At 39.5% G+C, this 21,929-nt stretch carries 17 protein-coding genes; 14 read left to right on the top strand and 3 right to left on the bottom strand.

Annotation, left to right across the window (positions count from 1 at the left end; all coding sequences use genetic code 11):
* Positions 1–125: 125 nt before the first annotated feature.
* From hemE to hemQ, 4 genes are all read left to right on the top strand, one after another.
* On the top strand, positions 126–1,169 hold the full coding sequence (gene hemE / locus E7A03_RS04515; protein WP_123138387.1) for a uroporphyrinogen decarboxylase: 1,044 nt from the start codon (positions 126–128) through the stop codon (positions 1,167–1,169).
* Between the two features lie 4 nt (positions 1,170–1,173).
* Positions 1,174–2,073 carry a ferrochelatase gene (gene hemH, locus E7A03_RS04510; protein WP_012863809.1) on the top strand — a complete coding sequence of 300 codons (900 nt, stop codon included), beginning with the start codon at positions 1,174–1,176 and terminating at the stop codon, positions 2,071–2,073.
* Positions 2,070–3,686, top strand: coding sequence for a protoporphyrinogen oxidase (gene hemG / locus E7A03_RS04505; RefSeq protein WP_316073734.1), 1,617 nt, complete (start codon positions 2,070–2,072; stop codon positions 3,684–3,686). Before hemH ends, hemG begins: the two co-directional genes overlap by 4 nt.
* A 229-nt stretch (positions 3,687–3,915) precedes the next feature.
* Complete coding sequence (hemQ, locus tag E7A03_RS04500) at positions 3,916–4,647, top strand: hydrogen peroxide-dependent heme synthase (protein WP_077708019.1); 732 nt, start codon at positions 3,916–3,918, stop codon at positions 4,645–4,647.
* Positions 4,648–5,348: 701 nt separating this feature from the next.
* Here the strand turns inward: hemQ and E7A03_RS04495 are convergent.
* Complete coding sequence (locus tag E7A03_RS04495) at positions 5,349–6,686, bottom strand: MFS transporter (RefSeq protein ID WP_077708020.1); 1,338 nt, start codon at positions 6,684–6,686, stop codon at positions 5,349–5,351.
* 356 nt (positions 6,687–7,042) lie between these two features.
* Here E7A03_RS04495 and E7A03_RS04490 point away from each other — a divergent pair, with 356 nt between their 5' ends.
* From E7A03_RS04490 to E7A03_RS04445, 10 genes are all read left to right on the top strand, one after another.
* Entirely contained in the window at positions 7,043–7,729 is a 687-nt protein-coding gene (locus tag E7A03_RS04490) for a Crp/Fnr family transcriptional regulator (RefSeq protein ID WP_077708021.1), read from the top strand.
* Between the two features lie 71 nt (positions 7,730–7,800).
* Positions 7,801–11,475, top strand: coding sequence for a nitrate reductase subunit alpha (locus tag E7A03_RS04485; RefSeq protein WP_156697104.1), 3,675 nt, complete (start codon positions 7,801–7,803; stop codon positions 11,473–11,475).
* Entirely contained in the window at positions 11,465–12,892 is a 1,428-nt protein-coding gene (gene narH, locus E7A03_RS04480; protein WP_077708023.1) for a nitrate reductase subunit beta, read from the top strand. Before E7A03_RS04485 ends, narH begins: the two co-directional genes overlap by 11 nt.
* On the top strand, positions 12,892–13,416 hold the full coding sequence (narJ, locus tag E7A03_RS04475; RefSeq protein WP_156697105.1) for a nitrate reductase molybdenum cofactor assembly chaperone: 525 nt from the start codon (positions 12,892–12,894) through the stop codon (positions 13,414–13,416). The genes narH and narJ overlap by 1 nt, the downstream gene beginning before the upstream one ends.
* Complete coding sequence (narI, locus tag E7A03_RS04470) at positions 13,413–14,084, top strand: respiratory nitrate reductase subunit gamma (protein ID WP_101928706.1); 672 nt, start codon at positions 13,413–13,415, stop codon at positions 14,082–14,084. Before narJ ends, narI begins: the two co-directional genes overlap by 4 nt.
* A gap of 318 nt (positions 14,085–14,402) precedes the next feature.
* Positions 14,403–15,005, top strand: coding sequence for a hypothetical protein (locus E7A03_RS04465; protein ID WP_077708025.1), 603 nt, complete (start codon positions 14,403–14,405; stop codon positions 15,003–15,005).
* Positions 15,006–15,258: 253 nt separating this feature from the next.
* The gene (locus E7A03_RS04460; protein ID WP_077708026.1) at positions 15,259–16,530 is read left to right on the top strand and encodes a putative porin; all 1,272 of its coding nucleotides are present in this window, start codon (positions 15,259–15,261) and stop codon (positions 16,528–16,530) included.
* 138 nt (positions 16,531–16,668) lie between these two features.
* Positions 16,669–17,274: a hypothetical protein gene (locus tag E7A03_RS04455; RefSeq protein WP_012863818.1), complete on the top strand. Its 606-nt coding sequence runs from the start codon at positions 16,669–16,671 to the stop codon at positions 17,272–17,274.
* 290 nt (positions 17,275–17,564) lie between these two features.
* Positions 17,565–18,761: an MFS transporter gene (locus E7A03_RS04450; RefSeq protein ID WP_156697106.1), complete on the top strand. Its 1,197-nt coding sequence runs from the start codon at positions 17,565–17,567 to the stop codon at positions 18,759–18,761.
* A gap of 204 nt (positions 18,762–18,965) precedes the next feature.
* The gene (locus tag E7A03_RS04445) at positions 18,966–19,850 is read left to right on the top strand and encodes a LysR family transcriptional regulator (protein ID WP_008603042.1); all 885 of its coding nucleotides are present in this window, start codon (positions 18,966–18,968) and stop codon (positions 19,848–19,850) included.
* A gap of 139 nt (positions 19,851–19,989) precedes the next feature.
* Here E7A03_RS04445 and E7A03_RS04440 read toward each other — a convergent pair whose 3' ends face one another.
* Both E7A03_RS04440 and E7A03_RS04435 read right to left on the bottom strand, forming a co-directional pair.
* On the bottom strand, positions 19,990–20,604 hold the full coding sequence (locus E7A03_RS04440; RefSeq protein WP_004694005.1) for a LysE/ArgO family amino acid transporter: 615 nt from the start codon (positions 20,602–20,604) through the stop codon (positions 19,990–19,992).
* Positions 20,605–20,739: 135 nt separating this feature from the next.
* A complete protein-coding gene (locus E7A03_RS04435; RefSeq protein ID WP_077708027.1) occupies positions 20,740–21,780 on the bottom strand; it encodes a YeiH family protein in 1,041 nt (346 codons plus the stop codon).
* Between the last annotated feature and the right edge of the window lie 149 nt (positions 21,781–21,929).

Here is a 21,929-nt window from a genome sequence, read left to right as displayed (position 1 = left end):
ACATGCTTTCACAGGGATTATTAGGGATTATTAAAGAATAAATAATGTGTGTGATTGTAACTAAAGTAACTGTTTTAGTTACCATAGTGTGTTAGTATACATTTAGAACGAAAGGGGTTGAGTACTTGAACACAGCTTATTTGGACATGATCCAAGGGAAGAACCCTGGTGTAACGCCTGTGTGGTATATGCGTCAAGCTGGTCGTAGCCAAGCGGAATATCGCAAAATCAAAGAGAAATATTCATTATTTGAAATTACAAAAGAGCCCGAGTTATGTGCTCGTGTTACGGAATTACCTGTTAAGGAATACGGCGTTGATGCGGCTATCCTTTACAAAGATATCATGAGCCCAATGGTGGCTATGAATGTAAATGTTGAGCTCAAGGCCGGTGTGGGTCCTGTGTTTAGCACGCCTATCCGTTCTATGGCTGATGTAGAGGCTCTAGATTCCTTTGATCCTACCAAGGTAGAGTATATCGGTAAAACGATTACACTCTTAACATCTGGCATGCTCGACGTGCCACTCATTGGTTTTTGCGGTGCGCCGTTTACGATTGCATCCTACCTTATCGAAGGGGGACCAACGAAGAACTACAATAAGACTCGTGGCATGCTCATCGGTGCTCCTCATGTGTGGAATGCATTGATGACTAAACTGGCGGACATGTCCATTGCGTACTTATCCATGCAAGCCGAAGCGGGTGCCAATGCACTTCAAATCTTCGACTCTTGGGTAGGGGCTGTTAATGCAGATCAGTATAAACAAGGGATTTACCCTCATATGGAACGAATCATTAAGGCTGTAAAAGCTAAATATCCTCATTTACCTATAGCGATGAATGGCGTTGGCACTGACCATTTGGTGTCTATTTGGTCTCATTTGCCATTAGACGTCATTGCCCTTGATTGGCGTAGTTCCATTGTTATGGCGAATGAACGGGGTGTAACGCAAACCGTGCAAGGTAACTTAGATCCAGCGTATCTGTTCGGAGACGAAAAAACATTGGCTCACGAAGTAGATCGTATTTTGCTCGAAGGAGTTCGCTATGGTCGCCATATCTTTAATTTAGGTCATGGCGTATTCCCCGAGGCAGATCCTCAAAAACTCCATTGGCTAACGGACTATGTGCATGAGCGTAGTCGTGAGATTTGGGCTCAAGAGAGGTAAATTAGTGAAAGTAGAAAAAAAAGGATTATTATTCCTGTCTTATGGTAGCCCTTTAAGTAAGGATGATTTAGTACCCTATATGACGAGCATTCGTCGTGGCCGTGTACCAACGGAAGCAGAGATTACAAATCTCACTAAGCGTTATGATACAATCGGTCAATGGGAAAATATTGAGCTTCAAACTATGGCAGAGTGCCAATATAAAGCATTGCTTACTCTGTTGCCAACTATGCCTTCCGCTATTGGTTTTTTACACATGAAACCATCCATTGCAGATGCGGTTGACTGCTTAGTCCAGCAAGGAGTGGAGCATATTATCGCTATTGTAACAGCTCCATTCTTCACCGCTCTCGGTACTGGAGCTTATGAAAAACAAGTGCAAGCAGCCATTTCAAACCATGATAATGTGACATTTGACTTTATCCGTTCATGGTGGGATCAACCAACTTTTAAGGAATACTGGGTAAAAGCACTTTCAAAGTGTGTGCATAATGCTAAAGATGTATTCGTTATTTTTAGTGCGCACAGTATACCTCTTATCAATAATCATGATGGCGATTCGTATGCGTTGGCTTTAGAGGAAAGCGCTAAAGAGATTGCTGAATATTGTAAATTACCGAACTGGACTGTGGCATGGCAAAGTGCGGCTCCTCATGGCCAATGGTTGGAACCTACCGTAGAGGATGCAATCAATGAAGCTTTACAAACTGGTGCTACTCGCATTGCTTTTGTACCATTTGGATTTGTAAGCAATCACGTTGAGGTACTGTACGATAATGATGTGGAGTGTAAAGAACTCGTTGAAGCAAAGGGCGCAACATATATGCGTGCACCCATGCCAAATTGTAATGAAACATTTTTACAAGCAATGGCGAGTGCAATAATAGAAAGGATTCATTCGTGAATGTAACAATTGTGGGCGGTGGCTTAACAGGGCTAACAGCGGCTTATTATTTAGGCCATGCAAAGCCGGAATGGACCATTACTCTTTTCGAACAAGCACCACGATTTGGTGGGAAAATACAAACGCAACGTGTGGATGACTTCGTAGTGGAACTCGGTCCTGACTCCTATTTGGGGCGTAAAACAGAAATGACAGATCTCGTGCATGATCTTGGACTAGGTGATACCCTTGTGTCTAATGAAACAGGTCAAGCCTTTGTATATGATAAGGGCTCTATCCACCCAATTCCGGGCGGCTCCATCATGGGCATTCCTACGGAAATGATGCCCTTTGTGAAAGCAACACTCATTTCATGGCCTGGTAAATTGCGTGCTGGCCTAGATTATTTTAAGAAACCATACCAACTCGATAAAAATGGGGATGTATCCATTGGTCATTTTTTCAAATACCACTTAGGACAAGAAATGATGGATAAACTCATCGAGCCCCTATTAGCGGGTATCTATGGTGGCGATATTTATAAAATTAGCCTATTGTCGACATTCCCTCATTTTATTCAAGTAGAACAAAAGTATGGGAACATGGTAAAAGGTATGATGGCTGCTAAGATGAGTCACTCCAAAGCAGGTGTCTCTAAGGCCGCCAAAGGGGCTGTTACTGAAGGTGATGTTCCTCGAGCTGGTAAAGGCACTATGACGGACCGTCAATTTGAAAGTCACGAAGCTAAGACTAGTCAAGATACTTCTGCTGGTAATAGTGTAAACAATTCTAGTCAAATGACAAAGACTAGTTCTAATCATCAGTCTGCTAAGACACAAGCGGATATGGAAAGTCGAAAGGGTACTGCTGCTCAATCCGGCATGTTTCGTCAATTGACAGGTGGACTTGAAAGCGTGATTACTGCTATCGTCAAGGCTATGCCTAGTAATGTACACTTGCATACAGGTGCGCTAGTTTCTGATATTCGATATATTGATGGTGTATATGCAATCGATGTAGTGAAGTCGTGTAACGATTCTTGTGGCTGTCAATCTACGGCAGACCATGTGATTATCACTACACCGCCGGCAACATATACTCAATGGTTCAAGGATGATGCGGGTTTTGATTTCTTGCGATCCATGGAGCAATCTAGTTGCTCCATTGCTATTATGTCTTTTGATAAAAGTACCTTTGATGGTGATTTAAAAGGATCTGGTCTGCTTATTACCCGTAATACGGATACACCTCTTACAGCGTGTACTATTCTTAATCAAAAATGGCCTCAAACTACCCCTGATGATAAGGTAGTTTTGCGCGTCTTTATTGGTAAGCCAGGTAATGATGTAGTAGAACGACTCAGTGAAGCGGAACTTTCAGAATTGGCAGTCAAAGAAATTCAGCATATTATGAATTTTTCTGCCAAGCCAGAGTGGGTGCGCATCAATCGTCTCATTCACTGCATGCCTCAATATAATGTAGGCCATCGTGCAGGTATTAAAGTCGTACGTGAACATGTAGCCGAGCAGTATCCAAATCTACACCTCATCGGCACACCTTTTGATGGAATCGGGATCCCTGACGGTGTAAAACAAGCAAAAGAACTCGTAGAAAAACTTGTGAATGACAAGTAAAATAGTGACTTGCTTAAAAGAGTTAGTACAGTATTAAGCAACATAGGATTATCTCAGCCTAAAAGCAGTAATTTAGTCTTAACTAAAGAATATACTAATAAAAAATCTCAATAGAAACTAAATTGAAAAGACTCTATATGCTATAATAGTAAGTGGAGTCTTTTGATTTCCGTAATTATAGATATACATTATTATTTTGATATAATCACCATAGATAGGAGTGATCATAATGGGAAAAGCAATCCCTACAGTAGAAGGTTGGCATAGCCAACACATGGTATTCGCCATGGATTTCAGCGCATGGAACTGTTTCACAGAGGATGAAAAAGCAGCAGCGCGCAATGAATTAAAAGCATTCTTAGCCGACCTTGAAGCTAAACATCAAGCTAAAGAAGGTAGCTATGCATTCTATGATTGTAATGGAGCAAAAGGGGATTTAATCTTATGGATTCTCGGTCCATCCCTTGAATACTTGGCTCAAGTAGAACGCAAATTCCGTCGTTTAGCTATTGCAAGTGTGTTGGTGCAAACTTATTCTTATACTTCTGTAACAGAAGTAAGCACCTATGTTAAGGCCAAGTTAGATACAGAGGAGGTTAATCAAAAATTATATCCTCATGTACCTCGCGATAAATATATCTGTTTTTATAATATGAGTAAAAAACGCGAAGGTGATGACAATTGGTTCATGTTACCACCGCAAGAGCGCGGTGCTTTGATGAAAGCTCACGGTGAACTTGGTAAAACATACTTGGATGTATTATCTGAATTCACTACTGGTGGCTGTGGCCTAGACGACTGGGAATGGGGCATTACCATCTTTAGTAATGACGACATTCAATTCAAAAAAATCGTATACGATATGCGCTTCGAAGTAGCCAGTGCAAAATACGGCATCTTCAGCGACTTCTACGTTGGTACCATCATCGACGATGCACTACTAGAAGAAATTTTTGGATAATAAAAAGGGACTGCTTGGCAGTCCCTTTTTGTTATTATTTAATTCATATATATCGATAAATAACTGCTTATTGTATCGTATATTCGTTCGATTTATAATGTTCTTAAGGTAGTCGGCGAGGTTGGGTCTCTCTTCGTTATAGAAGGGGGTGAGCTTATGAGTGACTTTGAACTTATTACAGTTATCATTGGAATATTGACATTAGTCGTTTCCTTTGGAGCACTTATAGCGCTTATTTGCCTCACAAAAAGCAAATAGCCCTCCGTTACCAAGTGTAATTAGATAAACAGAAAGGCCATTTCCTAGATAATTAGTTTTTGAGATGCGCCTGACGTTCCTACTCGTCTGACTATCTATTTATATTATAGAGATAAAGATATATATCGTCAAATTAGAATGAATGGACTGCTTAGCAGTCCATTTTTTTCCCTCAAAATGAAGGCTATAATTTTGAACAGAAAATTTTGTATACGTACTGTACTGTGTAAAATATAATTCACTATATTCGATTATCTTATTCATGGCTATATTTTTATAAAAGAGAACCCCGCATCAATCCGACTTACGAGGTCAAGGCCCTAGGCCGCAGACCTGATAAGTATGGAGGAAAGATGCGGGGTTTCTTTTATCACTTAGTTTATGAAAGTGAATTATATTTTGTAGTACCGTCGAGTGAACGTAAATTTTCTGTTTCCAGAAAATTATACGTTCATATTTGCACCTTTACGCACATAGAACCAGTAGCACACAGATACAGTTACAAGGTTGAACGCAAGTAATACAGCAAAGGCTGGGTGAATATTGCCGAACATGGAATATACAAAGCCGAAGATTTTAGGAGTAATGAAGGCACCGTATGCAGCTACGGCAGCAACGAAACCTGTAATTAAAGAGGAAAGCAATGGATTGCCAAATACGTGAGGAATCATACGGAATGTAGCACCAGTTGCGAAGCCACAGCATACGAATGTCAACACGGACATAGCAAAGAAGAATGGGAAGTTGTGCATATCTACGCCAACCGCAATTAGCGCTGTTGTTGCACATAGACCGAGAAGGCTTACAAAGGTAACTTTTGTACCGCTGTTAATTTTGTCTGCTAACCAACCACCTACAGGGCGAAGTGCACCTGCTACAAGTGGACCTACGAATGCGATAGAAGCAAATGGTACTTCTGGGAATTCTTTACCTACTAATAGACCAAGTGCTGCTGCATAACCAGAGAAAGCACCGAAGGAACATGTATAAAGTAATGTAAACGCCCAAGTGTGTTTGTTCCCAAAGATTTGTACAAGATTTTTAGGATTTGGTTTTTCTAGTGGTAAGTTATCCATGAAACGTGTCATAAGTGCAAGGATAACAACGAGTGGTACGATCCACATGAAAGCTGCATTGGCAAGGTATACTGCGTTACCTTTGATGATAGCTGGTGTTACACCAAATACACTACCTAGTGCAGTAGAACCCATAGCAAATGGAGCCAAGAAGTAGATTACAGAAACACCAAGGTTACCAACGCCGCCGTTGATACCAAGAGCAGTACCTTTTTCGGATTTAGGGAAGAAGTTGCCAATGTACGCCATGGAGGACGAGAAGTTGCCGCCCGCTAAACCGATAAGGACAGTCAAAATCATGAATGTCGTATAAGAAGTTGTTGTATCTTGAACGGCAAAGCCAAGCCATACAACAGGAACTAATAAAATAAGTGTGGAAATAAATGTCCAGTTTTTACCACCAATCAATGCTGGCATATAGGTATATACAAAACGTAATGTAGCACCTACAAGACCTGGCAAGGCAGCTAATGTAAATAATTGATCTGTTGTGAAATTAAAGCCTGCGCCGTTAAGTTGTGCTGCAATGGTTGCCCACAAGTACCATACGCAGAATGAAAGTGTTAGTGCGATTGTAGAGATAACCAAGTTTTGTTTAGCAATTTTCTTACCAAACTTTTCCCAAAATTCTGGATTTTCTGGTTGCCAATTAGCTACAATTTCGCTACGGCTTGCCCCTACTTGAGGCATTTTTAGTTCGCTCATTTTGAACTTCTCCTTACTGAAAAACTATACATGCAATGAAGACAAGGGAGATACAACTAGGGTTCTTTGTATATAAATATTGTAATCTATAATAAAAACTATAGAAAATATTCGATTAAGTGAAAGAACTGAGTTATAATTATTGTATCAACAAAATTTGCAATGTCTTATATCACAAATATATTATATATTGTAAAAATTTTTGTGAATGTGACATAAAACACACATATTCTGAAATTAATAAGTTATAATAATCTTGTATATACAAAAAAGTATATAATACATGTACTTTTGCTATAAATAGATTAGTATAACTAATGGATTTTATATTAAAAGTACAATGGAGTGGTGATGGTATGGATAAAAATTTAATTAACCAATTGCTTGCTTTGCCGGGCGAGGAACTCCATCTTAAAAAAGGTGATTTTCTCTTCCATGAGGGGGACAAGGCAGAACACTTTTACGTAGTAGTAAAAGGTAGAATGAGCATTAAGAAGTTCGAAGCTAGTGGGCACATTTTTGCATTGCGTCTAGTAGGGCCGAATAATGTAATTGGTGAGGTTCCGTTGTATGAGGAGAACACAAAAACATATGTGTTCAACGCCATTGCTCGGGAGGATTGCTCTGTTTATTCTATTCGCTATGATTTGTTAGAGGCTGCTATTGCAAAAGACCATTCATTGGCCATTGCAATGATGAAAATCTATACATTACATATGCGACGTCAACAGGCAAAATACCGAGACTTGCTATTATATGGCAAGAAGGGAGCATTTTATTCTACCTTGTTGCGCTTAGCCAATAGTTATGGTGTAAAGCGCGAGGATGGTATCTTTATCGATATCGCCCTAACAAATCAAGAGTTGGCTGAATTTGCTGCCACATCAAGAGAAAGTTTAAATCGCATGCTAAGTGAGTTGCGTAAGTTGGGCTATGTAGCCTATGATAAACACCATCTAGTAATCTGTGATTTTGACGCTTTAATCGGATTGCTTGATTTAGAGGTTGACAATATAGACCCTAATATTAGTAATATCGAATAACAGGATTCTCTCCCTTGTGTTAGCTCAGCTAGCATAAGGGATTTTTTTGTAGTTTTGAAGGAGGACACGAGATGAGCTTGTTGTCTCAAAAGTTTAAGTTTCTTCGCAAGAAGAACGTATCTCCAAGCGGCCATCAAATAACTGAAGATGGCGGTCGCGAGTGGGAAAATTTTTATCGTGACCGTTGGTCTTACGATAAAGTTGTCCGCACAACGCATGGCGTAAACTGTACTGGTTCTTGTAGCTGGAATATTTACGTTAAAAATGGTGTTGTTGCATGGGAAAATCAGGCTACTGACTACCCTGAAACACCAGATGATATGCCGGATTACGAACCACGTGGGTGCCCTCGTGGTGCGACATTCTCTTGGTATCTCTATAGCCCATTGCGCGTAAAATATCCTTATGTACGCGGTGAGTTGGCTGAGCTTTGGAGAGAAGCGAAAAAGCATGCTAAGAACCCAATCGAAGCTTGGAAATCTATCGTAGAAGATCCTGAAAAAGCGAAAAAATACAAATCTGCCCGTGGTATGGGTGGCTTTGTGCGCTCCACATGGGATGAAGCAACAGAAATTACTGCTGCATCCTTATTATATACTGCGAAAACATACGGCCCTGACCGCAACGCAGGCTTCTCTGTAATCCCAGCGATGTCCATGTTGTCTTATGCAGCAGGTGCACGTTTCCTTAACTTAATGGGTGGTACACCATTGTCCTTCTATGACTGGTATGCCGATTTACCACCTTCCAGCCCTCAAGTTTGGGGTGAACAAACAGATACTCCTGAATCTGGTGACTGGTACAATGCTGGTTACATCATGACTTGGGGTTCCAATGTACCATTGACTCGTACCCCAGATGCTCACTTCTTAACAGAGGTTCGTTACAAAGGTACAAAAGTTGTATCCGTATCCCCTGACTATGCGGAATCTACAACTTCTTCCGACGCATGGCTCAATGTAAAAGCCGGCACTGATGCGGCGCTTGCTATGGCAATGGGTCACGTTATCTTAAAAGAATATTACATCGATAAAGAAACTCCATACTTCAAAGAGTATGCAAAAGAGTTTACTGATATGCCATTCCTTGTACGCGTTGAAGATATCAATGGCACTGTACAACCAGGCCGTTTCTTGAATGCTAAGGACTTAGGTCGCCAAGAAGAAGGCGCTGACTTCCAAATGGTATTGATCGATGAACTTACAAATGAAATCGTTGTTCCTAATGGTACGATGGGTGAACGTCACACGAACCCTCAAAAATGGAATTTGCGTCTTGAAAACCGCGATACAGGGGCTAAAATTGACCCTCGTTTATCCGTATTTGATCAACGTGAAGATGTAACTGTTGTTAAGTTGCCATACTTTGGCGATGAAGAACACGAAGGCGTTATTGAACGTGCTATTCCAACGATTACAGTACAAACTGTTGATGGTCCTGTAAAAGTAACTACTGTATATGACCTCATTCTTGCTAACTATGGTATCGATCGTGGTATCGGCGGTGAAGTGGCTAAAGCTTACACTGATGACACTCCTTACACACCTACATGGCAAGAAAAAATCACTGGCGTAAAAGCAGATATCGCTATTGCTACAGCTCGTGAATTTGCAGATAATGCAGAAAAAACTAAAGGTCGCTCCATGATTATCATGGGTGGTGGTATTAACCACTGGTACCATGCAGATATCATTTACCGCACAATCTTGAACCTCATCATGTTCTGTGGTACAGAAGGTGTTAACGGTGGTGGCTGGGCTCACTACGTAGGTCAAGAAAAACTTCGTCCTGTTGAAGGCTGGGGCGGTATCATGACAGCTAACGACTGGAGTAAAGCTCCTCGTTTGCAAAATGGTACATCTTGGTTCTACTTTGCTACAGAACAATATCGTTCTGATTGCATCGATTTGGCAGACCGCGTGTCTAAATTAGCTAAACCTCGTTACCGTCACCCTGGTGATTACAACGTATTGGCTGCACGTTTAGGTTGGTTGCCATCTTACCCTACTTTCAATAAAGGTAGCCAAGAATTGATTAACGATGCTCGTGCAGCAGGTGCTGGTACAGAAGCAGAAATCAATCAATATGTGGCGCAAGCATTGAAAAACAAAGAATTACAATTCTGCGTAGAAGATCCAGCGGCTAAAGAAAACCACCCACGCAACTTGTTTGTATGGCGTGCAAACCTTATCGGTTCTTCCTCTAAAGGCCATGAATATTTCTTAAAACATTTACTTGGTACAAAACATGGTGTTCTTGAAGATGATGATGCACCAGTAAAACCAGAAGAAATCAAATGGCGCGAAGCAGATGAAGCTGGTAAGCTTGACCTCTTAATCGATATCGACTTCCGTATGGCTTCTACAGGCTTATACTCTGATATCGTATTCCCAGCTGCTACATGGTATGAAAAAGAAGACTTGTCTTCTACAGACATGCATCCATATGTACACGTATTCCAAGCAGCTGTTGATTGCGCATGGGAAACTAAATCTGACTGGGATACATTCCGTACCCTTGCAGAAACAGTATCTCGCGTAGCGAAAGAGTCTGGCTTCACAGAATATGAAGATATCGTAGCATTACCTCTTGGTCATGACAGCCCAGGTGAAGTGGCACAACCAGAAGGTAAGGTTCTTGACTGGAGCAAAGGCGAATGTGAACCAATTCCTGGTAAAACAATGCCGAACCTTGTTCATGTAAAACGTGATTACAGTAAAATCTTTGAAAAATACATTGCGTTGGGACCTAATATCGAAAATAAAATGGGTGCTCATGGCATGGCGTGGGATGTATCTGATGAATACAAGACATTATATGATCAAAATGGTATCATCGATAATCCAGAATTCATTTCTCATGGCCGTCCTAGCATTTACGAATGTAAGGAAGCTTGTAATGTTGTATTAACATTATCTTCTTGTACAAATGGTAAATTGGCTGTTCGCTCTTGGAAAGCTATGGAAGAAAAAACAGGTCTTTCTGGTCTTGAAAAGAACGCAAAAGGTCGCGAACAAGAAAAAATTACTTTCGATGATATGGTTCGCCAACCACGCTTCATCATTAGCTCTGTAACAAGTACTGGTAAGAACGATAAAAACCGTCGTTACTCTCCATTTACAACATCTACAGAAGATAAAGTACCATTCCGTACCGTAACAGGTCGTCAATCCTTCTATTGTGACCATGAAATGATGCGTGATTACGGTGAAGCTATGGCGTTGTACAAACCTGTATTGTCCTATAAACCAGTACAAGGTGACTACAAACAAGAAGGTATCCCTGAAATCACATTGAAATACTTAACACCACATCATAAGTGGTCTACACATAGTATGTATTTCGATAGCCAACAAATGTTGACATTGTTCCGTGGTGGTCAAACAATTTGGCTCAACGAAGATGATGCAGCAGAAATTGACGTTAAAGATAATGATTGGGTAGAAGCTTTCAACAAAAACGGTATCGTTGCAGCTCGTGCTGTAGTTTCCCCACGTATTCCTCGCGGTATTTCCTATATGCACCATTCCCAAGACCGTCACATCAACGTTCCTGGCGCGAAGGTTAAGAAACAACGCGGTGGTACGCATAATGCACCAACTCATATTCACATGAAACCGACACACATGATCGGCGGTTATGGCCAATTGAGCTATGGCTTTAACTACTATGGCCCAACTGGTAACCAACGTGATATGACAATTGTGGCTCGTAAAATGAAGGAGGTAGATTGGCTTGAAGATTAAGGCTCAAGTATCTATGGTCCTAAATTTGGATAAGTGTTTGGGTTGTCATACATGCTCTATCACTTGTAAAAATACATGGACGAACCGCGAAGGCGCGGAATATATGTACTTCAATAACGTGGAAACTCGCCCAGGCGTAGGTTACCCACGTCATTGGGAAGACCAAGAAAAATGGAAAGGCGGCTGGACATTAGATAATTCTGGTAAATTGGCTCTTTCTACAGGTTCTAAAACAAACCGTTTGATGAAATTATTCTTCCATCCTGAACAACCAGAATTGAAGGATTACTTCGAACCTTGGACATATGACTATGAAACATTGATTCATGGTGGTCGTAAAAACAACCAACCAGTTGCTCGTCCTCGCTCTCTTGTGACTAAACAAAAAATGGAAGTTACTTGGGGCCCTAACTGGGATGACGATTTAGCAGGTGGTCAACATGCTCGTTCCGATGTGAACTTGGCTAAGATGGGCGAAGATATCGTATTTGACTACGAAGAAGTATTCATGCGTTACTTGCCACGTCTTTGTAACCACTGCTTGAACCCTGCATGTGTAGCTGCATGTCCATCTGGCGCAATCTACAAACGCGATGAAGATGGTGTAGTTCTTGTATCTCAAGACGTATGTCGCGGTTGGAGACATTGTGTTCCATCTTGCCCATACAAAAAAATCTTCTACAACTGGGAAACAAATAAAGCTGAAAAATGCGTATTCTGTTACCCACGTTTGGAAAATGGCTTGCCTCAAATCTGTGCTGAAACATGCGTAGGTCGTATGCGCTACGTAGGTGTTGTATTCTACGACATGGACAAAGTCGAAGAAATGGCAGCTACAAAAAATGAACAAGATATTTACGAAAATACAGTAGAGTTAATCTTGGATCCTCATGATCCTGAGGTTATCAAAGCAGCTCGTGCAGAAGGTATCTCCGAAGCATGGATTAAAGCAGCTCAAAAATCTCCTGTATACAAACTTGTAAAAGAATGGGGCGTGGCATTGCCATTGCATCCTGAGTACCGTACATTGCCAATGGTTTGGTATGTGCCACCACTCAGCCCAATCTTGCAACGTGTAACATCTGATGTATACTTGCCAGATGCACACGAAATGCGCGTGCCTGTACAGTACTTAGCTAATCTGTTTACAGCAGGTAACACAGAAATCTTAGCTCGTACATTGCAACGTGTTCTCGACATGCGTGAATACATGCGCCGTCGTGAAACAGGTGATGGTCCTATCGAACACAAAGTTGATTTAACAGAAGATCAAATGTACGCTATGTATAAATTGTTGGCATTGTCCAAATACAATGATCGCTTTGTTATCCCATCTGATGTTAAAGTATCTCGCGAAGGTCGCCTAGAAATGCAACAAAATCGCGGCTTTGCTTGCCCTACAGGGGGATGTCAATAATGAAGGATGCTCAGAAAATCGCTCTTATTGCGTCATTTCTTCTACGCTATCCTGATGAACAATGGTATAACGAATTACCTGAATGGAGAGAGGACGCCCAATCCGTTGGGCATCCTCAACTTCGCCAAGGTTTATTAGAATTCTTCGACTATGTAGAGGAATCCGATAAAAAAGAATTTGAAGACCAATATGTTCGTACCTTTGATTTTAGTCAAAATACAACTATGTATTTATCGACGTATGAGTTACAAGGTACAGGGGAACAAGCGGAAGAACTCGTAAAATTTAAAGCTTTCTTCCTCGAAAACGACTATGATTTGCCAAAAGAAATGCCTGATTATATTCCAGCACTTCTTGAGCTATGTGCCGTTATCGATGATGAAAAATCAAAAGAAATTTACGACTATTGTAAGCCAAAATTGGAATACATTAGAGAACGCTTCATTGAGGCTAAACTGCCTTATGCATTCTTGTTTGATATTATCTTGTCTGTTGCAAATGGATTGGAGGACGGTGCACGATGAATCTATTCCTTTGGGGCGCTTTGCCTTACATCGCATTCACCTTCTTAATCGTAGGTACTTTGGTTCGTTTCTTCTACTTTGAAAGAAACTGGACTACAAAATCGAGTGAATTTTTAGAGAAAAAACAATTGCGCATCGCTAATCCATTGTTCCACTTTGGCTTGCTATGCGTTATCGGCGGTCACGTAGTAGGTGTATTAGTACCTAAAGCTTGGACTGCTGCTATTGGTATCAATGACCATATGTACCATGAAGGTGCATTATATATGGGTGCTGTAGCTGGTATCATCTTCATCGTAGGCTTCTTGCTCTTGATGAAACGCCGCTTTACTGTGCCTGCTATGAAAGTTAACACATCTGGCCTCGATAAATGGTTATATTTGTTCTTAACATTAGCTATTTTCAGCGGTATGGCTGGTACATTGCTTAATGCATCTGGTTTCTTTGATTACCGCGTATCCATCGGCCCTTGGTTCCGTAGCTTGCTATCCTTTATGCCAGATCCATCCTTGATGGAAGGCGTACCATTCATGTTTAAATTCCACATGTTGGCTTGGATGGTAGTGGCTATTATCTTCCCATTCAGCCGTTTGGTACACTGCTTGAGTGTTCCACTCAACTACTTAACACGTCCGTTCATCGTATATCGTAAACGTGATCAAAAATAATTAGGATGATGATTGATTTGTACGCCTAGATATAATAGGATTAATCAATCTATAGCCCCTTGTAATAGTGAAAGCATATGCTCACAACTACAAGGGGCTTTTTATTTACTTATTCTGTATTAGATTGTATTTTACTCTCAGTAGAGAAGAATATTGTTTGTTGTAATAAGCTTAGAATTACCATAATAGATATTTTATTTTAGAATTATTCTTATAATAAATACTATCTATCTAATATAAGTAATCTACAAAATTCGATTTAAATGATAAACTATATCGTATAGATTAATTTTTAGATGTTATTTAGAGAGGTATATGATGGATCAAGTAACAACAAAACAGCAAAAAAGTATTTACCATATCTTTATATGGATTGCTGTATTCTCCTTAATTATGATCGGTTTATTAGAGTGGGGTTACATGGTTGGTGGCCGTGCTTTTGGTAACTACAAAGTTTACACAGGCCTTGTGCCATGGTGTGTATGGATTGTTATGACTTATTTAGCGACTCGCCCTAAATGGTTTACAAGCCGCTATAATTTAGGTGACATGTATAAGGTGCACCGTGCATTGGGTATTGCTACTGTAGCTGTTATTGCGTTCCATTTATACCTTTATTTTGGTAAAGCTGCTAAATCAATCTTAGGTTGGTGGGGTGGTTATGTAGCTCTTACTTCCTTTAGTATCGCCACTATTTCTGGCCTTGCGTTCTTAACGCCAAAACTTAGAAAAGTTACCGCTTCTGGTCGTAATATGGGCATTTGGCTACACCGTTTAAATCTTGTAGCATTAGTTGCAGCAGATATACATATTCATGGTTTTAATCGCATTTCCAAAATGGTACCATTCTTACAAGTATTTGATATCATTACATACGGACTTGTGCTTTACTGCATTTACTTGATGTTAAAAAAGAAATAATATGAATTGATAAAATCCCTTCTGTGTTATACAGAGGGGATTTTTTTGTTATATTTTTAGTTTCTAAGGAATTCAATATTCTATATTATCAGTTTGATGCATAAATGATTGTGAGATTGATATACATTTTCTATTTACTACCTTAATGAAAATTGATATTATCTGTATGTTAAATATGATAATGATAATCAGAGTCATATATTCATTATCTATTCATTTTATTTCTTGTTATTATTCGTGTGTGAGGTTTATTATGATTAAACGTAAAATGACTAGTGCTTTTGCAGTAGCAGCCATGATGGGTGTGGCTACAGCCTTTGCTGTTAACCCATTTTCTGATGTTCCATCTGATAGTTGGGCATATCAAGCTGTAGATCAATTGGCTACAGCAGGTATTATTAATGGTTATCCTGATGGAACTTTCAAAGGTCAAAATAACATTACCCGTTATGAAATGGCTCAAATGATTGCAAAAGGTATGGCTAATCAAGATCGTGCCAATGCAGAACAACAAGCTATGTTGAATCGCTTAGCAGATGAGTTTTCCAATGAATTAAATACATTGGGCGTACGTGTAGCTAAATTGGAAGACCGTGTAGGTAATGTTAAAGTTACTGGTGATGCTCGTATCAACTACATCGGCAAAGAGGGTGGCGATGGTTATGATTACGAAGATAAAATCACAGCCCGTGTACGTTTAGGCCTAGATGCAAAGGTTAATAAAAATACATCTGTGAAAGCTCGTATTACAACAGGTGCTATCGAGTTAGGTGATAGCTCTAAAACAGCACAAGCTAATTGGGATTTAGCTTATGTAGAGCACAAATTTGGTAAAAATGTTGTAGTTGATGCTGGTCGTTATACCCAAAAATTTGGTGGTGGCTTGATTTATAGTTCAAACTTTGATGGTGTAGGTGCTACAGCTAAACTTGGTAAAAAAGTTACTTTGAATGGTGCTTATGGTTATATGACAGCAGGCCGTTTTGCAAAAGTTTCCAAGGAAAATAACGGTGATGTGAGCATTGTGAATGCTAATGTGGCTGTAAATAATCACTTTAGCTTTGGTGGTATGCTTGCTCATGTAGGTACAGCGAATGTACGCATGGGTAATGGCAAGAAAAATAATGACTTTGATAATGTATATGGCTTCAATGCGAAATATAATGTAGGTAAACTTGATGTTCACGGTGAGTGGGTTAAAGCATCAGGCTTGAGTGATTCTGATATTTGGAATGTAGGCGCTAAATGGGGCAACTACAAAATTGATAAAAAGAATTCTTGGGCAGTAGGCTTAGATTACTACGATCAAGCTAAAAATGCACCGATTTTCAAAACACAAAAATACGAATCTAATGATTTACAAAAAACAACGCGTTTTGAAGGTTATAAGGCGTGGGAGTTGGGCGCATCTTATGCACCAGAGAAAAATATTGGCATTAATGCATACTACGGTTTCAATGCTAAAACACAAGAAGGCAATCGCGTAAATGATTACTATCGTGCGGATCTTAACTTCAAATTCTAATGTAATAATTGGATTCTAATTTAATCAGTAATTAGTTCTAAGTAGAATGCTATAGGGTGAGAGTGTTTTATTAGCATGCTACATTAGGCCAAACTAGATGTATACTTGTAGATCGTATAGGACATAGAGAGGTTTATTATGGCAGAAGTTGTAAAAAAACAGTTTAAGAGTAAATACCATATTTTAATTTGGATTGCAGTTTTATCCCTAATATTTATGGGTATGGTGGAATATGGTTATGTAACAGGTGGTAGACCATTCGGCAACTGGAAGGTTCACTTAGGACTTATTCCTTATGTGGCATGGCTTGTATTAACATACATTGCAACAAAACCAAAATGGTTTATCAAACGATATAATCCAAAAGAAATGTTTGAAGTTCATCGCATCGTAGGTATTGTTAGTGTTGTTCTCGTATGTGCACACTGGTATGTATACTTCTTGAAAGCTTTGAAATCCTTCTTAGGCTTCTGGGGCGGCTATATTTCTCTTGTGGCTATGTTTATTGCTCTTATCTTTGCGGTATTATACTTAACACCTTGGGTAGGCAATATGGCAAAATCTGTATCCCGTAAAAAAGCAATCTGGATTCATCGCTTGAATCTAATTGCCATTATTGCGGCAAATATCCATGTTCATGGATTTGGCCGTTTATCTAAAATGGTACCATTCTTGCCTGTATTTGACGTAGTAACTTATGCGCTTGTTATTTACTATATTTATTGGATGTTCAAACAAAAATAATATATCGTAGGCATCTCTTTCTTTAGTAAAAGTAGGGGAACCACATGATAAAAGAGACCATCTCTGGCCCTAATGGGTATAAGCGATGGTCTTTTTTTGTCGTTTGCGATACAATAGAATCATAAGTATATATTCTATGGATTTATGTAAATATATGCTATTGCATTCTTTTGAGGTAAGAGTAAAAATCTGTTCTATAAACATTTTTTTGTATTATAGTATACTTTAGCTCATATCGATATGTATATTACTACCTTTATAGGTAATTTCAAATAGGAAAGAAGGATATTATGGATTCTTCTTGGAAACGAATTATATACCTAATCTGTACTATACAGGTTGGTGGGGGTATAACAATTATCGGTGTATTATCCTTCCTTCCGTTATTTTTAGCTGAGCTAGGTCTTCATGATCCAGGAGAAGCGGCCATGTGGGCAGGCCTTGTATCAGGTGTAACGCCTTGTATGGTGGCTCTTAGTGCTCCCTATTGGTCGCGTAAGGCAAATCAGCTTGGTCCGCGTAAGGTAATGATGTTTATCTTGTTTACCCTGATGGTTACGGTTGGTGCCTGTGCTTTTACACAAACACCATGGCAGTTATTGATGTTACGTATTTTGCAAGGCGTGGTGGGGGGATATGTTCCGATAGGCTTGGCTATTATTATTCTCATAACCCCTGAGGATAAGGTGCCTTGGGCGATGGGCTTATATCAAGCCTCCATGGTTATGGGCCTCGTTTTTGGACCGCTTATGGGTGGTTTGGCAGCGGACTTGTTAGGTTATCGCGCGCCATTTGTTATGTTCTCAGCCTTAACAGGGCTTTGTATGTTGGGAATTTATCTATTCATGCCTAATCTACAGTTTGAGCATAAGGTAGATGCTAGAGAGTCGCAGCTGTCTCTAATTAAATCCTTTTTGGTCATACCTCGTGTTCGCCTCTTGGTAGGGCTATTGTTCTTATGTAATTTTGGTATTACCGGTATTGGTCCTATTTTACCACTATACATTAAGCACTATATGCATATGAATGATGAGTTTGTAGCCACCATTGTTGGTATAATTATTTTTGGCGCCGGTTTGTTTAGTGCTTTAGCTTCAATCTCCATTGGCAAGATAACAGAACGTTTAACCATGCCTCGTATTGTTTTTACTGCTACATGGGCTGTAGGGTCTTTGTTTATACTTCAATATATAATGCCTAGTATATGGGGCCTTGGCATATTCCGTGCCATTGCAGGATTCTTCATGGGCTTTATTACACCGATTGCCAATACGCTCATATCCAAGGCTGTTCCTATTGAGCGCCGAGGTATCGTATTTGGTGCGGTGTCGAGTGTAGCCATGATGGGAAATGTATTGGGGCCTGTCCTTAGTGGTATGATTGCTCGCGCCTTTGGGTATGGGGCGGTCTTTTGGTCTACAGCAGCTATATTCTTTGTAGCGGCCCTGTTTATTTATCGTAGTTTAGTTATTCCTAGTGAAAGTTAATCATCATAGCTGATCTGCTTTCACCGTTTTAGACATAGTTAAATATATTTAGTATTATGTAGAGAATCGATAGATACTATAGATTCTATGTAAGATACTATGTAGAGAAAACGTATAGCAAACTCCAATATGGGGCTATATGTTGCGAAATGTTTCAAAGGTATTGATTTGTCTAATCCGTAAGAGAGATGAGAGTGCATCGTTATGTTATTAAAACAATTAGAGTATTTTGTATGTGTAGTAGATAATAACAGTTTTACACAAGCTGCAACAGAGCAATATGTATCTCAATCTGCTATATCTCAGCAAATCAAGGCTCTTGAAAATAGCCTTGGTGTTGAATTAATGGTTCGAGAGAAACGAAGCTTTCATCTAACACCAGCAGGACAATATTTATATCGATCTGGTAAGAAGTTATTAGAACGGTTCCATGATATTAAGGTAGAAACGACGCGCATTGGTACAGATGCACGGGTGAGTTTGCGCATTGGCTATTTGAACCGTTATAGTGGGATTGCTATGCAGCAAACTGTGATTCGCATGGCAAAGCGTTATAAAAATTTAGATATTCGTATGTACAGCGGCAGTCATGAAGAGCTATATGGCATGCTCAGCGATCGTCGTGTAGATGTAGTATTTAATGATCAATGGCAAATTTTGTCTGATGATTTTGAAAGTCATTTAATTGATAAAGCCACTACATTTATAGAGGTACCACAAGGATATACTAATGAAGATTGTGTAGAACTAAAGCATATCGATGATTTACCACTTATTTTATTGTGTCGCGGGAAATATACCTTGTCTGAAGAGGAACACTATCGTAAGGCCATAGGTTATAATGGTGCCTTCGCTTATGCTCGTACGTTAGAAGAAGCACGATACCTGGTTGCAGGGCAGCAAGGGCTATTACTATTAGATTGTTTTAAATACTTAACAGATCCTATGCCAGGTATCGAACGTAAGGTGTTGACGAATCATAGTAAACCTATGGAACGCCACTACTACTTTATATCGCAACGAAATCAAAATAATTCGTATATTGTAGCTCTTAGAGATATGTTCCGGCAGGTACTTGAAGAATTATAAATGAGATTATAAATGAAAAAGTCGTTAGCAACTTGCTAACGACTTTTTTCTTTTTTGTACATCATCTATTTGTATTTTTCTTATATAGTTATGATGGTATTAGTGATTTAGACTTTTCTTTGTATCTATGACTATAACCTTACAAAAAGTCTCTTAACATCATGAAGCCATCAATACATAGTTTGATACCGTAAATGACGAGAACCGAACCACAGAAACGGTTAATCCATGCCATATGAGTAATTTTAATTTTTTTAGCTAGTAGATGCATTGTAGTAGCTAGAGAACCAAACCAAATTGGTGTCATAACTAAGAAACCAGCGAAGAAGTGGTAGATGCTTTCTTTTGGAATATTAGCTTGAAAAGCACCGAGCATCATTGTCGCATCTAGAATGGCTTGAGGATTGCCCCATGATACCGCAATGGCTGAGACAATAATTTTTCTAATTGGAATATGTGTGTCCACATTGCGCATGTCTGGTTCAGTTTTAAATATATTAAAGCCCATATAAACAATGAGGAGGCCCCCAAAGAGGAGAACTATGAGCTTTGTGAGTGGCCACATTTCAAGAACGGCACCAATACCATAGAAGGCGGCAGCACTTAAACTCATGTCAAAAAACGCTAGTATGATTAGCGTCAATATAATGCGACGGACAGGTTGCACCAAGGCCGTATTAATAATGAAGAGGTTTTGCATGCCAACAGGGGCAAACGTAGCGAGGCCGACAAGAAGTCCTTGTAAGAAGTACATATTAACCCTCCTGACTATGGTATGATAAAGTACTAATAAGGTGAATAGTAGCACGAAACCCCTCCATTACTGGAGGGGTCCTTACTATTCTATTCATATATAATTATAACATAATATACAATATATGTATATTTTCTACCATAAACCTATCATATGTTGTGCCATAAGGCTTACGGCAGAAATAGCAATCCAGCAACAAGCACCTAAGGTTAGAGCAGAGCCGCCGGATTTTAATAATTTTACAATATTTGTATTAAGGCCGATTGCTACCATAGCCATTGTAATAAAGTATTTGGAAATTGTTTTGAAGATACTCAAGAATTGAATATCTACATTAGCATAGGATAATGCTGTTGTAATAAGGGAGCAAAGTACAAAGTATAAAACAAATCTTGGGAAAATCTTAGCAATACTAACGTTTGCACCATCTGTCTGAGAGGCATTTTTCTTGGCTTTGTATACTTGATAACTAGCGAGGCCTAAACATATAGGAATAATAGCTAGGGTACGTGTTAGCTTTACGATAGTAGCATATTCCAAAACTTGAGTGCCCGTACCTTTCATACTATCCCATACAGCAGCTGTTGCTGTTACAGAAGAAGTATCGTTAACTGCAGTACCAGCGAACAATCCAAAGCCCATGTTAGAGAGCCCAATGGCGTCGCCTAATTGAGGGAATACGAAGGCGGCTACCACATTGAAGAAGAATACAACAGAGATTGCTTGTGCAATATCATGATCCTCTGCTTTAATAACTGGTGCCGCTGCAGCAATAGCGGAACCACCACAAATGGATGAACCAACACCGATGAGAACAGCTGAGTTAGAGTCAATATGGGTTAATCGATAAATAACATAGGATACGATTAACGATGTAGCGATGGTAGAAATGATGACAGGTAAAGAAATCCAACCTACATGTAGAATCTGTGTAATGTTAAGACCAAAGCCCAACAAAATAACGGCCCACTGTAAAATCTTTTTGGATGTAAATCCAATGCCAGCACCTGTTTTTTCCCGTTTCCAAGAGGTGAAGATAGAACCGATAATTATACCTAAAATGATGGCAAAGATTGGACTACCTACTAGATGAAATTGCTGTCCTAGTAGCCAACAAGGAATAGCGAGAATGGCACAGAGCAAAATGCCTGGCAACGTTTTTTGATTGATACCCATTATAAAACCTCCTTACTGTACATACAGTTCACGTCATATGCGGTATCATGTGGCGTTTGCTTTCTATAGTGTTAATAGTACCATAGGAAGGGTTTTAAAATCTACTATATATGTCAGAATTATACAGAATATTCATCGCATTTTTGAAG

It is taken from the genome of Veillonella parvula, from assembly GCF_032472435.1.
Classification (GTDB): Bacteria; Bacillota; Negativicutes; order Veillonellales; family Veillonellaceae; genus Veillonella; species Veillonella parvula_N.
This window is presented reverse-complemented; position numbering and strand designations above follow the sequence as displayed.